The sequence below is a fragment of the Rubrivivax soli genome, assembly GCF_049810355.1.
GTDB lineage: Bacteria > Pseudomonadota > Gammaproteobacteria > Burkholderiales > Burkholderiaceae_C > Rubrivivax.
Genome location: NZ_CP187368.1, coordinates 2,893,595 through 2,907,249, shown reverse-complemented (window position 1 = coordinate 2,907,249; position 13,655 = coordinate 2,893,595). Strand labels below are relative to the sequence as shown.

Annotated in this window: 9 protein-coding genes; 1 reads left to right on the top strand and 8 read right to left on the bottom strand. The window is 70.4% G+C overall.

All coding sequences use genetic code 11. The annotated features are described in order from the left end of the window. Nucleotides 1-41: 41 nt before the first annotated feature. The 3 genes from ACPOLB_RS13150 to icmF are packed head-to-tail and all read right to left on the bottom strand — an operon-like array spanning nucleotide 42 to nucleotide 6,783. Entirely contained in the window at nucleotides 42-1,520 is a 1,479-nt protein-coding gene (locus tag ACPOLB_RS13150) for an AMP nucleosidase (protein WP_425261818.1), read from the bottom strand. A gap of 49 nt (nucleotides 1,521-1,569) precedes the next feature. Next, nucleotides 1,570-3,348 carry a diguanylate cyclase gene (locus ACPOLB_RS13145; RefSeq protein WP_425261817.1) on the bottom strand — a complete coding sequence of 593 codons (1,779 nt, stop codon included), beginning with the start codon at nucleotides 3,346-3,348 and terminating at the stop codon, nucleotides 1,570-1,572. A gap of 60 nt (nucleotides 3,349-3,408) precedes the next feature. After that, a complete protein-coding gene (icmF, locus tag ACPOLB_RS13140) occupies nucleotides 3,409-6,783 on the bottom strand; it encodes a fused isobutyryl-CoA mutase/GTPase IcmF (RefSeq protein WP_425261816.1) in 3,375 nt (1,124 codons plus the stop codon). A gap of 134 nt (nucleotides 6,784-6,917) precedes the next feature. On the opposite strand from icmF, the gene ACPOLB_RS13135 reads away from it, so the two are divergent. Then, nucleotides 6,918-7,700, top strand: coding sequence for a type III pantothenate kinase (locus tag ACPOLB_RS13135; protein WP_425261815.1), 783 nt, complete (start codon nucleotides 6,918-6,920; stop codon nucleotides 7,698-7,700). A gap of 99 nt (nucleotides 7,701-7,799) precedes the next feature. On the opposite strand, the gene hslU is transcribed toward ACPOLB_RS13135, so the two are convergent. From hslU to ACPOLB_RS13110, 5 genes are all read right to left on the bottom strand, one after another. Continuing rightward, nucleotides 7,800-9,128 (bottom strand): ATP-dependent protease ATPase subunit HslU, encoded by a 1,329-nt coding sequence (gene hslU, locus ACPOLB_RS13130; protein ID WP_425261814.1) that lies wholly within the window; start codon nucleotides 9,126-9,128, stop codon nucleotides 7,800-7,802. 105 nt (nucleotides 9,129-9,233) lie between these two features. Continuing rightward, the gene (gene hslV / locus ACPOLB_RS13125; RefSeq protein ID WP_425261813.1) at nucleotides 9,234-9,770 is read right to left on the bottom strand and encodes an ATP-dependent protease subunit HslV; all 537 of its coding nucleotides are present in this window, start codon (nucleotides 9,768-9,770) and stop codon (nucleotides 9,234-9,236) included. A 103-nt stretch (nucleotides 9,771-9,873) separates the two neighbouring features. Beyond that, complete coding sequence (locus ACPOLB_RS13120; protein ID WP_425261812.1) at nucleotides 9,874-11,649, bottom strand: hypothetical protein; 1,776 nt, start codon at nucleotides 11,647-11,649, stop codon at nucleotides 9,874-9,876. Between the two features lie 24 nt (nucleotides 11,650-11,673). After that, nucleotides 11,674-12,360: an RNA polymerase-binding protein DksA gene (gene dksA / locus ACPOLB_RS13115; protein ID WP_425261811.1), complete on the bottom strand. Its 687-nt coding sequence runs from the start codon at nucleotides 12,358-12,360 to the stop codon at nucleotides 11,674-11,676. Between the two features lie 176 nt (nucleotides 12,361-12,536). Continuing rightward, nucleotides 12,537-13,580 (bottom strand): CobW family GTP-binding protein, encoded by a 1,044-nt coding sequence (locus ACPOLB_RS13110; protein ID WP_425261810.1) that lies wholly within the window; start codon nucleotides 13,578-13,580, stop codon nucleotides 12,537-12,539. Nucleotides 13,581-13,655 lie beyond the last annotated feature (75 nt).

Genomic DNA, 13,655 nt, shown 5'->3' with positions numbered 1-13,655 from the left:
GGGTGTGTCCGGCGGCTCTGTGCGCCGCGCGTAAAGAAAGGCTACTGGAAGGCCACCTCGGCGAAGCTGCGCAGCTTGCGGCTGTGCAGCCGGCCCGGGCGCTCCTGGCGCAGCAGTTCCACCGCGCGCATGCCGATGCGCAGGTGCTGGTCGACGCGCTCGCGGTAGAAGGTGTTGGCCATGCCGGGCAATTTGATCTCGCCGTGCAGGGGCTTGTCGCTGACGCAGAGCAAGGTGCCGTAGGGCACGCGGAAGCGGAAGCCGTTGGCGGCGATGGTGGCGCTTTCCATGTCCAGCGCCACCGCGCGCGACTGCGAGAACCGGCGCTCGGGCGTGCGCTGCGGCAGCAGTTCCCAGTTGCGGTTGTCGGTGCTGGCCACGGTGCCCGTGCGCATGATCTTCTTCAGCTCGTAGCCGCTGAGCTGCGTCACGTCGGCCACCGCCTGCTCCAGCGCCAGCTGCACCTCGGCCAGCGGCGGGATCGGCACCCACAGCGGCAGGTCCTCGTCGAGCACGTGGTCCTCGCGCACGTAGCCGTGCGCCAGCACGTAGTCGCCCAGCTGCTGCGTGTTGCGCAGTCCGGCGCAGTGGCCGAGCATCAGCCAGGCGTGCGGGCGCAGCACCGCGATGTGGTCGGTGATGGTCTTGGCGTTGGCCGGACCGACGCCGATGTTGACCATCGTGATGCCGCCGCTGCCCGCGCGCACCAGGTGGTAGGCCGGCATCTGCGGCAGCCGCGGCGGTGCGCGGCCGAACTCGTCGCCGGGCTCCGCCGGCAGGCCCGCGCGGCGTGTCACGACGTTGCCGGGCTCGACGAAGGCGACGTAGTCGCTGGCCGGATCGGCCATCAGCGCGTGTCCGAGCTTGATGAACTCGTCGATGTAGAACTGGTAGTTCGTGAACAGCACGAAGTTCTGGAAGTGCTCGGGCGCGGTGCCGGTGTAGTGGCGCAGGCGGTGCAGCGAGTAGTCCACGCGCGGCGCGGTGAACAGCGACAGCGGCTGCGCCTCGCCGGGCCGCGGCTCGTGCGTGCCGTTGGCGATGCCGTCGTCCATCGCGCCCAGGTCGGGCAGGTCGAAGACGTCGCGCATCAGCAGCCGGCGCTCGGGGCTCATCGAGCCCTCGATGTGGTCGTGCTCGGCGAACGAGAAGTGCACCGGGATCGGCTGCGCGCTGGTGCCCACTTCGAGCGTCACGCCGTGGTTCTTGATCAGCAGGTCGAATTGCTCGAGGTAGTAGCTGGCGAACAGGTCCGGGCGCGTGAGCGTGGTGTCGTAGACGCCGGGCCCGCTGACGAAGCCGTAGCTCAGCCGCGAGTCGGCGCGGGCGACGGTGGTGGTCTGCACCCGCACGAACGGGTAGCAGGCGCGCACGTGGGCGCCGAGGTCGTGCCCGCCGACGAAGCGGTGCATCTGCTCACGCAGGTGGCCGATGCTGGTGTCGTAGATGTGACGCACCTGGGCCAGGGCGGCGGCGGGGTCGTCGAAGCGGGCGGGGGCGATGAACGTCGATGTTTCCATTCACCATTATCTCCAGAGCGTGCGCCTCGCGCAGCACGGTGACGTCCGGTCAGGCGGGCACGGCCTCGGCGGCGCGCACGCGCGCGCGGCCCTGGCGCTTGGCGGCCAGCAGTTCGTCGTCGGCGGCCTTCAGCAACTGCGCCACCGAGCCCGGGCAGCGCTGCGAGTCGGCCACGCCTGCCGAGAACGACAGGCCTTCGAGCACCGCGCCGTCCACCGCGAACCGCTCGCCGCGCCAGCGCCGCAGCAGCGCCGCCACCTTGCGCCGCGCGGCCGCGGCATCGGTGCGCGGCATCAGCAAGCAGAACTCCTCGCCGCCGTAGCGGCAGGCGACGTCGCTCCTGCGCGAGTTCTCGCCCAGCAGCCGGCCGAAGGCGGCCAGCAGCAGGTCACCGGCGCCGTGGCCGTGGCCGTCGTTGACGGCCTTGAAGTGGTCGAGGTCGATGATGGCCACCGCCAGCGGCTGCCCGTCGCGCCGTGCCAGCGCGAGCATGGCCGGCAGCGTCTCGTTGAGGTGGCGGCGGTTGAACAGGCCCGTGAGCTCGTCGCGCGTGGCCTGCTGGCGCAGCGCGGCCTGCAGCGCCTGCACCTCGGCCACGCGGCGCGAGAGCTGCTCGTTCATCGCCTCCACCTCGCGCCGGCGGGCGTCCTGTTCCTCGATGCGGTGCTGCAGCCGCAGCAGCTCGGTCTGCAGCGCCGCGGCCTGGTAGCGCGCCTGCGAGGCCATCTCGGCGCGCTGGCGCTGCACCTGCTGCCAGCGCCGCATCGCCTGCAGCGCGGCCGCGGCGTCGCCGCGCGCCTCGTGCACGTCCGACAAGGTCTGCAGGTACAGGCCCTGCGCGCGCAGGCTCAGCGCCTCGGCGGGCGGCTCCACGAAGGGCCGCGCGGCCTGCAGGCCGGTCAGCGCCGCCTCGGCGTTGCCGCGCGCCAGCGACAGCAGGGCGTCGGCCACCGCCATCTCCACGTGTTCGTCGGGGATCGGCGCGTGCAGCGCCGCGTGCGCCTGCGCCACCAGCGAGGCCCCCAGTGCCACCTCGCCGGCGCGCAGCGCCGCGATCGCCAGGGTCTCGAAGTGCGTGGCCATCGGGCCGCGGCCGTCGGCGTCGGCGGGCATGGCCAGCACGCGCTGCACGTCGGGCAGGGCTTCGGCGGGGCGGTCCAGGTCGGTCAGCGACAGGACACGGTTTATCAGCAGCACGCTGAGCAGCCGCATGTTCTGGATGCGCTGGCAGCGCTGCAGGCCGCTGTCGACGTGGCGCAGCGCCTCGTGGCAGTCGCCGAGCTGCAGCAGCTCGTGCGAGATGTTGCAGTGGAGCACGGTGTCGAAGCCGTGCCCGCGCGCCGGGCGTGCGTCGCGCAGCGCCTCGTACATGTAGGCAAAGGCGCGGTCGCTGCGGCCCTGCGCCGAGTAGCCGCCGGCGATGGTGTTCAGCAGCACGCCGCGCTGGTCGCCGCGCAGCACCTTCAGGCCTTCGTCGCGCAGCGGCAGCACGCGTTCCAGCGCCTCGCGGAAGCGCCCGCTGCGCCACATCGAGCGCGCCAGGCCCGCGCCGGCCAGGATCTGCCCGGCGCGGTCGCCGCGCGCGACGAACAGGCCGTGCGCGGCCTCGAGGTCGGCCGCGGCCTCGGCCGGGGTGGCGAAGTACAGGCGGTGGAAGCCGCGTGCGAGCAGTGCCGCGGCACGCGCGACGTCGTCGCCGCCGGCCGCGGCCAGCGCGGCCTCGGCCAGGGCGATGGACGACTTCGCGTCCTGGTGCAGCAGCGTCCAGGCACGCCGTGCCTTGCGGCGCGCTTCGACTGCGGTCGGGTGGACCGACGTGGGGCTCATCGCGCCATTATGGAGACAGCCACCGGTCAGGCCGTGATGCCTGCGCGACAAGGCCCCGCGCTACATGCTGCGCCGGTACTGCCCGCCGACCTCGAACAGCGCGTTGGTGATCTGGCCGAGCGAGCACACGCGCACGGCGTCCATCAGCACGGCGAAGACGTTGCCGTTGTCGATCACCGCCTGCTGCAGCCGCTGCAGCATCGCCGGGGCCGCGTGCGCGTGGCGGGCGTGGAAGTCCTGCAGCCGCTGCAGCTGGCTCTGCTTCTCGGCTTCGGTGCTGCGCGCGAGCTCGAGGGTCTCCACCACCGCGTCGCCCTTGGGGTTGCGGAAGGTGTTGACGCCGATGATCGGGTACGCGCCCGTGTGCTTGAGCATCTCGTAGTGCATGCTCTCTTCCTGGATCTTGCTGCGCTGGTAGCCGGTCTCCATCGCGCCCAGCACGCCGCCGCGCTCGGTGATGCGCTCGAACTCCGCCAGCACCGCCTCTTCCACCAGCTCCGTCAGCTCGTCGATCACGAAGGCGCCCTGGTTCGGGTTCTCGTTCTTCGCCAGGCCCCACTCGCGGTTGATGATCATCTGGATCGCCATCGCGCGGCGCACGCTGTCCTCGGTGGGCGTGGTGATGGCCTCGTCGAACGCGTTGGTGTGCAGGCTGTTGCAGTTGTCGTACACCGCGATCAGCGCCTGCAGCGTGGTGCGGATGTCGTTGAACTGGATCTCCTGCGCGTGCAGGCTGCGGCCACTGGTCTGGATGTGGTACTTCAGCTTCTGGCTGCGTTCGTTGGCGCCGTAGCGGTCCTTCATCGCCACCGCCCAGATGCGGCGCGCCACGCGGCCGAGCACGGTGTATTCCGGGTCCATGCCGTTGCTGAAGAAGAAGCTCAGGTTGGGCGCGAAGTCATCGATGTGCATGCCGCGCGCCAGGTACGCCTCGACCAGCGTGAAGCCGTTGCTGAGCGTGAACGCGAGCTGGCTGATCGGGTTGGCCCCTGCTTCGGCGATGTGGTAGCCCGAGATGCTGACCGAATAGAAGTTGCGCACGTCGTGGTGCACGAAGTACTCGGCGATGTCGCCCATCACCTTCAGGCTGAACTCGGTGCTGAAGATGCAGGTGTTCTGGCCCTGGTCTTCCTTCAGGATGTCGGCCTGCACCGTGCCGCGCACGTTGGCCAGCGTCCAGGCGCGGATCTTCTGCGCCTCGTCGTCCGTGGGTTCGCGGCCGTTGTCGGCGCGGAACCGATCCAGGTTCTGGTCGATGGCGGTGTTCATGAACATCGCCAGGATCGTCGGCGCCGGGCCGTTGATGGTCATGCTCACGGACGTCGCCGGGTGCGTCAGCTCGAAGCCGCCGTAGAGCACCTGCATGTCGTCCAGCGTCGCGATGCTGACGCCGGAGTTGCCGACCTTGCCGTAGATGTCGGGCCGCAGGTCGGGGTCGTTGCCGTACAGCGTGACCGAGTCGAAGGCCGTGGACAGCCGCTTGGCCGGCAGCCCTTCGCTGACCATCTTGAAGCGCCGGTTGGTGCGGAAGGCGTCGCCCTCGCCGGCGAACATGCGGGTGGGGTCCTCGTTCTCGCGCTTGAACGCGAAGGTGCCCGCGGTGTACGGGAAGCTGCCCGGCACGTTCTCGAGCAGCAGCCACTTCAGCCGCTCTCCCTCGCACTCGAAGGCGGGCAGCGCGACCTTGCGGATCTTGCTGCCCGACAAGGTGGTGTGGGTCAGCGCGGTGCGGATCTCCTTGTCGCGGATCTTCACCACGTACTCGTCGCCGGCGTAGGCCTGCTGCATCGCGGGCCACTGCGCCAGCAGCCTGGCGGCCGCCGGGTCGAGCCGGGCGGCGCGGCCCTCGGCCAGGTCGGTCACGGCCTCGACCGCGCGGTGGCGCTCGGGCTTGTCGGTCTGCAGCATCCGCGCGGTGGCGCGCAGCTGCTGCACCTCGCGTGCCAGCCGCGACTGCGCCAGCGCGCGCGCCTTGTAGCCGCGCACGGTGTCGGCGATGTCGGCCAGGTAGCGCACGCGCGCACCGGGAACGATGGGCACCTGGTGCGTGCTGTGGCGCGTGGCCACCGCCGGCAGCCGGCCGGGGGCGGTCTTCAGCCCCAGCGCCGCCAGCCGTGGCAGCAGCGCCTGGTACAGCGCGGTGACGCCGTCGTCGTTGAAGCGGCTGGCCATGGTGCCGAAGACCGGCATCTGCTCGGTCGGCGTGGTCCAGGCCTCCTGGTTGCGCTGCACCTGCTTGGCGACGTCGCGCAGCGCGTCGAGCGCGCCCTTGCGGTCGAACTTGTTGATGGCCACGAACGCGGCGAAGTCGAGCATGTCGATCTTCTCCAACTGGCTGGCGGCCCCGAACTCGGGCGTCATCACGTACAGCGGCAGGTCCACCAGCGGCACGATGGCGGCGTCGCCCTGGCCGATGCCCGAGGTCTCGACGATCACGAGGTCGAAGCCGGCGGCCTGCACCGCCAGCAGCACGTCGGGCAGGGCCTGGCTGATCTCGCTGCCGAAGTCGCGCGTGGCCAGGCTGCGCATGAACACGCGCTGGCCGTTGTCTGCTGCCCCGCCGCCGCCGGGCCGCCCCAAGGCGGCGGGAGCCCCCTCGGGGGGTGGCGAAGTCCGCGTAGCGGCAAGCCTGGGGGTCCATGTCCCGATCGCGTTCATGCGGATGCGGTCGCCCAGCAGCGCGCCGCCGCTCTTGCGCCGGCTGGGGTCGATCGAGATCACCGCGATGCGCAGGCTGTCGCCCTGGTCCAGCCGCAGGCGGCGGATCAGCTCGTCGGTGAGGCTGCTCTTGCCGGCGCCGCCGGTGCCGGTGATGCCGAGCACCGGCGCCGTCCTGGGCGCCGCGGCCAGCGCGGCCCGGAAGGCGGGGTCGGCGCGGCCGCTCTCCAGCGCGGTGATGGCCTGCGCCAGGCGGCGCCAGGCGGCGTCGGTGTGGCCCTGCAGCGCGGCCACCGACGCGGGCGCGTGCGGCGACAGGTCGACGTCGCAGCGCATCAGCATCTCGCCGATCATGCCCTGCAGGCCCATGCGCTGGCCGTCCTCGGGGCTGTAGATGCGGGTCACGCCGTAGTCCTGCAGCGTGCGGATCTCCGCCGGAACGATGACGCCGCCGCCGCCGCCGAAGACCTGGATGTGCGCGCCGCCGCGCTGCTGCAGCAGGTCGACCATGTACTTGAAGTACTCGACGTGCCCGCCCTGGTAGCTGCTGATGGCGATGCCCTGCACGTCTTCCTGGAGCGCGGCGGTGACGACTTCGTCAACCGAGCGGTTGTGGCCGAGGTGGATGACCTCGGCGCCCATGCCCTGCAGGATGCGCCGCATGATGTTGATCGCGGCGTCGTGGCCGTCGAACAGGCTGGCGGCGGTGACGAAGCGCACCTTGTGCTGCGGGCGGTAGGCGGCGAGCGCCTGGAAGTCGGCGGACAGGTCGGTCATGGCGGGATCCGTGGACGGCTCGTTCGTGGGCGGGCGGGCGCTTGACGTTGACGTAAACGTCAATCAGCGATCATGCCATTGCTGCGCGCGGCGTGCGACGGTGGTTACCATCGCGGCCCAACCTGGGCCTTTGCATGACCTTTCTCGCCATCGACATCGGCAACACGCGCCTGAAGTGGGCGCTGTACGCCGCCCCCCGCCCCGGCGCGGCGCTGCTGCAGCACGGCGCGGTGTTCCTGGAGACCATCGATGCGCTGGCCGAGACCGCCTGGCAGGCGCTGCCGACGCCGCACAGCATGCTGGGCTGCGTGGTGGCCGGCGACGCCGTGCGGCGCCGCGTCGAGCACCAGATGGGCGAGCTGTGGGAAGACCTGGAGCCGCGCTGGGTGGTGCCGTCCACGCACGACGCCGGCATCAGCAGCGGCTACGACCACCCCAGCCGGCTCGGCGCCGACCGCTGGGTGGCGCTGGCCGGCGCGCGCCAGCGTGTGCTGGAGCACGCCGCCGGCGGCCCGCCGCGGCCGGCGCTGGTGGTGATGGTCGGCACGGCGGTGACGGTGGACGCGCTCGACGCCGCCGGCCACTTCCTCGGCGGCCTGATCCTGCCCGGCTTCGGCCTGATGCTGAAGGCGCTGGAGACCGGCACCGCCGGGCTGAAGGTGCCCACCGGCGAGGTGGTGGACTTCCCCACCAACACCAGCGACGGCCTGATGAGCGGCGGCGCCAACGCGCTGGCCGGGGCGATCGAGCGCCAGCAGCGCCGGCTGCGGCAGCGCACCGGCCAGGAGCCGCTGCTGTACATGACCGGCGGCGCGGCGGTGAAGCTGGCGCCCATCACCGAACTGCCGTTCGAGACCGTGGACACGCTGATCTTCGAAGGCCTGCTGGTGCTGCAGTCGCACCGGCTCGCGTTGTGAACTTGGGCCCCCACGCTCCCTGACGGTCGCTGCCCCCCGAGGGGGCGCTCGTCTGCGGGCCGGCGGAGCCGGACCCGCGCCGGGGCTTGGCTCTGCGACTTACAGGATGTAGCGGGACAGGTCTTCGTCTTTGGCCAGGTCGGCCAGGCGGGCGTCGACCGCGGCGGCGTCCAGCGCCACGGTCTGGCCGCTGCGGTTGGGCGCGTCGAAGCTGACGTCGTCGAGCAGCCGCTCCATCACGGTGGCCAGGCGGCGCGCGCCGATGTTCTCGGTGCGTTCGTTCACCTCGAAGGCGATCTGCGCCAGCCGCCGCACCGCGTCGGGCGTGATCTGCAGCGTCACGCCCTCGGTGGCCAGCAGCGCCTGGTACTGCTTGAGCAGGCTGGCGTGGGTGCTGGTCAGGATGGCCTCGAAGTCGTCGACGCCGAGCGAGCCCAGTTCCACGCGGATCGGGAAGCGGCCCTGGAGCTCCGGGATCAGGTCGCTCGGCTTGGCCAGGTGGAACGCGCCGCTGGCGATGAACAGGATGTGGTCGGTCTTGACGATGCCGTACTTGGTGTTGACCGCCGTGCCCTCCACCAGCGGCAGCAGGTCGCGCTGCACGCCCTGGCGGCTGACCTCGGCGCCGCCGCCGTCGCCGCCCGACTGGCGCGAGGCCACCTTGTCGATCTCGTCGATGAAGACGATGCCGTTGCCTTCCGCATTCGCCAGCGCCGCGGCGCGCAGCTCCTCTTCGTTGACGAGCTTGCCGGCCTCTTCCTCGACCAGGGTCTTCAGCGCCTCGCCGATCTTGAGCTTGCGCAGCTTCTTCTTCTGCTGGCCCATCTGCGAGAACAGGCCCTTGAGCTGCTCGGCCATCTCTTCCATGCCCTGCGGGCCCAGGATCTCGAGCGATGGCTTGGCGTCGGCCACCTCCAGCTCGATCTCCTTGTCGTCCATCAGCCCCTCGCGCAGCCGCTTGCGCATCACCTGGCGCGCGGTGTTGTCGCCTGCGGCGCTGCCATCGCGGGGCGGCGGCACCAGGATGTCGAGCACACGCTCCTCGGCGGCGTCCTGGGCCTTGGCGCGCTGCTGGCGGATCTGCTTGTCGCGTTCGAGCTTGATCGCCACTTCCATCAGGTCGCGCACGATGCTGTCGACGTCCTTGCCGACGTAGCCGACTTCGGTGAACTTGGTCGCCTCGACCTTCACGAAGGGTGCGTTCGCCAGCCGTGCAAGCCGGCGCGCGATCTCGGTCTTGCCGACGCCGGTGGGGCCGATCATCAGGATGTTCTTCGGCGTGATCTCGTGGCGCAGTTTCTCCTCGACCTGCTGGCGGCGCCAGCGGTTGCGCAGCGCGATCGCCACCGCGCGCTTGGCGGCCTGCTGCCCGACGATGTGGCGGTCGAGTTCGGAGACGATCTCCTGGGGCGTCATGGATTCGTTCATGTCAGTTGCGTGCCGATCAGCGACCGAGCAGACGCCGCCGATCCGGCTTTGCCGGGCGGCTGGCGTCGCCCCCTGGGAGGAGGCGCCGAAGGCGCTTCGGGGGGGTCAATCCAGCGTCTCCACGATGTGGCTCTGGTTGGTGTAGATGCAGATGTCGCCGGCGATCTCGAGCGAACGCTTGACCATCTCGGCCGGCGCCATCTCGGTGTGCTGCAGCAGCGCGCGCGCCGCGGCCTGCGCGTAGGCGCCGCCGCTGCCGATGGCGACGATGCCGTGCTCGGGCTCCAGCACGTCGCCGTTGCCGGTGATGATCAGGCTGGCCTCGCGGTCGGCCACGGCCAGCATGGCTTCCAGCCGGCGCAGCACGCGGTCGGTGCGCCAGTCGCGCGTGAGCTCGATGGCGGCGCGCACCAGGTGGCCCTGGTGCTTTTCCAGCTTGGCCTCGAAGCGCTCGAACAGCGTGAAGGCGTCGGCGGTGGCGCCGGCGAAGCCGGCCAGCACCTGCTCGCGGTAGAGCTTGCGCACCTTGCGCGCGCTGGACTTGACGACGATGGTGCCCAGCGTGACCTGGCCGTCGCCGCCGAGCGCGACGACACGCCCGCGGCGCACGCTGACGATGGTGGTGCCGTGATACGTTTCCATGAGTGATGGAGCCCCCAAGCTCCCTAGCGGTCGCTACCCCCCGAGGGGGCCGTCCGGCGACGGACCGGCGGAGCCGGATCCGTGCCTCTTCTTGATCCGCACCTCACACCTTGCGCACTTGCACTTTGGCGTGTTCGTTGATGCCCATGGCGCCGAAGAACAGCGCGACCAGGCGGTGCGCGTCGACGAACTGCACGCTGCGGCCCTCGGTGCGCTTGGCCAGCACCCAGTTCAGCAGGTCGCCGGCGGCGATGAAGTCGACGCGGATCAGCCGCGTGCACGACACGTTGACGATGGGCGCGTGCCCGAGGTCGCCGTTCAGCTCGGTCAGCGTGGCGCCGATGTCGCCCACCAGCTGCCCCGAGAGTTCGATGTTCGATTGCTCGATCTGGCCCGAGGGTTCGTCAGCCAGGCTCGATTCGAGGAAGCTGGTCGAGACCTCGCTGACCATCGACATCGGCGGCGTGCGCGTGGAATGGCTGCTGCCGCCGATGCGCACCTGGCAGCGCGCCGGCTCCCACGACGGTGGCGACACCTCGTAGGTGACGCAGTAGTCGATGGCCGTCTCGTCGAACTGGTCGGCGCGGTTGGCCAGGCGCAATGCGTCCAGGCGCGTCAGCCAGAACACCGGGTCGGCGTCGCGCACGCCAGTGGGCGCGGCTTCGGCCAGCACCTCGAACAGCTTGTCGCCGGCGATCCAGCGCATCTCCAGCGACTGGCCGGCCCACAGCCGGAACAGCGTCGACAGCTGCATCGCCGCCTCGGCGTCGATGAAGCGCAGCCCGGACCAGTCGAACACCCAGGGCAGCGGCATCTGCAGCGTCTGCGAACGCAGCCGCGCGACGGCGTCGATGTCCAGGGCTTCCGGGCAGACCCAGCCGACGTCGCCCGGCGTGCGCGCGGCAGCGGCACGCTGCGCCGCGGTGCGCGGGCGCTCCTTCTCTTCGGCCACGGCCTCGGCCACCATGCGCGGCAGCGAATACCACTGCGGCGCCGACCAGCCGAACTGCTGCGCGTACTCGACCGCCAGTGCCTCGAAACGCTGCTGCTGGCCGGTGGCGCGGTACAGGTCGAACAGCACCAGCCAGGTCTCGGCGTGCTGGGCGCGCGCCGCGCCTGCGGTGGTGATGGACTGCAGTGCCTGTTCGCACTGCGCGAAGTCGGCGTTGGCGAACGCGATCACGGCTTCATCGAGCTCGGGATCGTGCACGACCTCGCTGACCTCCACCGCGAACGGGCTGCCGAAGTCGGCGCCGGCGTCGACGGCTCCCGCGCCACCGCCCAGGCCCAGCGTCTGCAGCGGCGCCAGCGGCGGCAGGCCGCCGGCCATCTGCACCGGGGCCGGCGCGGCGGGGGCGGTGAGTTCGATGTCGGGCAGCGGGGGCAACGCCGGCAGCGAGTCGTCCATCGACAGCTGCACCGGCGGGTGGCGCGGGCCCTGGCCGCCGGTGGGCGGCACCCCGCTGCGCGTGCCCATGAAGCCGGGCGGCTTGCGCATGCTGGACGGCACGAAGCCGTCGCCCACCATCTGCTGCTCGATCTCGTCGATCTTGGCCTTCACGCCGCTGTCCGGGCGGGCGATCTGGCTGTCAGGCAGCCGCGCCTCGGAGTCGTCCAGGCGCGACGAGCCGCCGAGAGCCGCCAGCTGCTCGGGAGACAGGCCCTCGCGCCGCACCTTGCGCAGCATGTCGAACTCGCGCTTGCGCACGAAGTCGTTGCGGCGCTTGCGCTCGATCATGGCCTTCAGCTCGGACTTCTCGATCTCGAGCTCGCGCGCGTCTTCCTGGCGCGAGTTCAGATCGGTCCAGTCGGTGGCCGGGTTGGCCACGAACCGCACCACCTTGCGGAAGAAGCCTTCGCTGTCTTTGGGGTCGGCCATGAAGGGGTGCCTGCAGCGCCGGCGTCAGTCGCCGAACATCTTCTGCTTCAGTTCGCGGCGCTGCTGCGCTTCCAGCGACAGCGTGGCGGTGGGGCGGGCCAGCAGGCGCGCCAGTCCGATGGGTTCGCCGGTCTCGTCGCAGTAGCCGTACTCGCCGGTGTCCAGGCGCGCCAGCGACTGCGCGATCTTCTTCAGCAGCTTGCGCTCGCGGTCGCGCGTGCGCAGTTCCAGCGCGTGCTCTTCCTCGATCGTGGCGCGGTCGGCCGGGTCGGGCACGATGGACGTGTCTTCCCGCAGGTGCTCGGTGGTCTCGCCGGCGTTGGACAGCAGGTCGTCCTTCTGGGCCTGCAGGCGGGCGCGGAAGAAGTCGAGCTGCTTGTCGTTCATGTACTCGCTGTCGGGCATCGCGAGCAGTTCGGGCTCGGTCAGCTCGCGGCCGGGCTTGCTCTTCCAGGCGTTCGCCAGCTTGGGGTCTGCCTTCACGGCAGGCTTGATCAATTCCATCGGTTCGTTCAAGGTCTTGGCGACGTGTCGCGCGGGTGCAAATCGGTCGGTGAAGCGGTTGCCCACGTGCGTCGGCGCAGACGCCGGCGGCGGCGCGGCGGCCGCCATGGCCGCCTTGGCGGACGGCTTGGCCGCAGCGGAGCCCGCCTTGCTGGGCTTGGCTGCTGTCTTGGTGGCAGCCGCTGTCTTGGCTGGAGGCTTGGTCACGGAGGTCTCCTCGCCTTTTCAGGTCGCTTTCAGATCGCTTGTGGGGCAGTTATACCCGCTGCCCGGCCGGGGTCGTCCGCCACTTCGGCGTGCCCCGAGGGGGCTCGAGGGCGCGCGGATTGTAGCCACGCCCGGGCCCGACGCGGCCCTGCGGCCGCGGCCCGGGTTGCGCAGCATCACACGAGACACTGCTCCAGGCCCTGCAGCAGGATGTCCTTCGGCAGGTCGATGCCGATGAAGACCAGCTTGCTGAGCTTTTCCTCGCCCGGCGCCCACTTCGGCCCCAGGTCGCTGCCCATCAGCTGGTGCACGCCCTGGAAGATGACCTTGCGGTCGCTGCCCTTCATGTACAGCACGCCCTTGTAGCGCAGCATCTTCGGCCCGTAGACCTGCACGATGGCGCCCAGGAAGTCTTCCAGCTTCGCTGGCGCGAACGCCTTCTTGCTGCGGAAGACGAAGCTCTTCACGTCGTCGTCGTGCGCGTGGTGGTGCGGGTGGTCGCAATGCTCGCCGTGCACGTGGTCGTGGTCGTGGTCATGGTCGTGGTGGCCATGGCCGTCGTCGGCGCTCAGGAAGTCGGGGTCGATGTCGAGCTTGGCATTCAGGTTGAAGCCCTTCAGGTCGAACACCTTGGAGATCGGCACCTCGCCGAAGTGCACGGCCTGCTGCGGCGCACGCGGGTTCATGTGCTTCAGGCGGTGCATCAGCGCGTCGAGCGCGGCCGGCTCCACGAGGTCGGACTTGCTGATGAAGATCTGGTCGGCGAAGCCGACCTGGCGGCGCGCCTCCTGGCGGTCGTCGAGCTGCTGCCCGGCGTGCTTGGCGTCCACCAGCGTCAGCACGCTGTCGAGCAGGTAGCTCTCGGCGATCTCGTCGTCCATGAAGAAGGTCTGCGCCACCGGACCGGGGTCGGCCAGGCCGGTGGTCTCGATGACCACGCGCTCGAAGTCGAGCTCGCCCTTGCGCTTCTTCTCGGCCAGGTCCGACAGCGTGCTGCGCAGGTCCTCGCGGATCGTGCAGCAGACGCAGCCGTTGCTCATCTGGATGACCTGCTCGTTGGTGTCGGCCACCAGGATGTCGTTGTCGATGTTCTCCTCGCCGAACTCGTTCTCGATGACGGCGATCTTCTGGCCGTGGGCTTCGGTCAGCACCCGCTTCAGCAGCGTGGTCTTGCCGCTGCCGAGGAAGCCGGTCAGGATGGTGGCGGGAATCAGGGACATGGTGGGGCCTGGAGAAAACGACAGGGCTACATGAGGGCGACGGACTGTGTTGCAAGCCCCCCTGCCTGTCAAGCG

Coding starts and splice junctions, on each gene's coding strand:
- hslV (WP_425261813.1), bottom strand. CDS start 9,770: ATGGAAACGTATCACGGCACCACCATCGTCAGCGTGCGCCGCGGGCGT.
- hslU (WP_425261814.1), bottom strand. CDS start 9,128: ATGAACGAATCCATGACGCCCCAGGAGATCGTCTCCGAACTCGACCGC.
- ACPOLB_RS13135 (WP_425261815.1), top strand. CDS start 6,918: ATGACCTTTCTCGCCATCGACATCGGCAACACGCGCCTGAAGTGGGCG.
- icmF (WP_425261816.1), bottom strand. CDS start 6,783: ATGACCGACCTGTCCGCCGACTTCCAGGCGCTCGCCGCCTACCGCCCG.
- ACPOLB_RS13150 (WP_425261818.1), bottom strand. CDS start 1,520: ATGGAAACATCGACGTTCATCGCCCCCGCCCGCTTCGACGACCCCGCC.
- ACPOLB_RS13145 (WP_425261817.1), bottom strand. CDS start 3,348: ATGAGCCCCACGTCGGTCCACCCGACCGCAGTCGAAGCGCGCCGCAAG.
- ACPOLB_RS13120 (WP_425261812.1), bottom strand. CDS start 11,649: ATGGCCGACCCCAAAGACAGCGAAGGCTTCTTCCGCAAGGTGGTGCGG.
- ACPOLB_RS13110 (WP_425261810.1), bottom strand. CDS start 13,580: ATGTCCCTGATTCCCGCCACCATCCTGACCGGCTTCCTCGGCAGCGGC.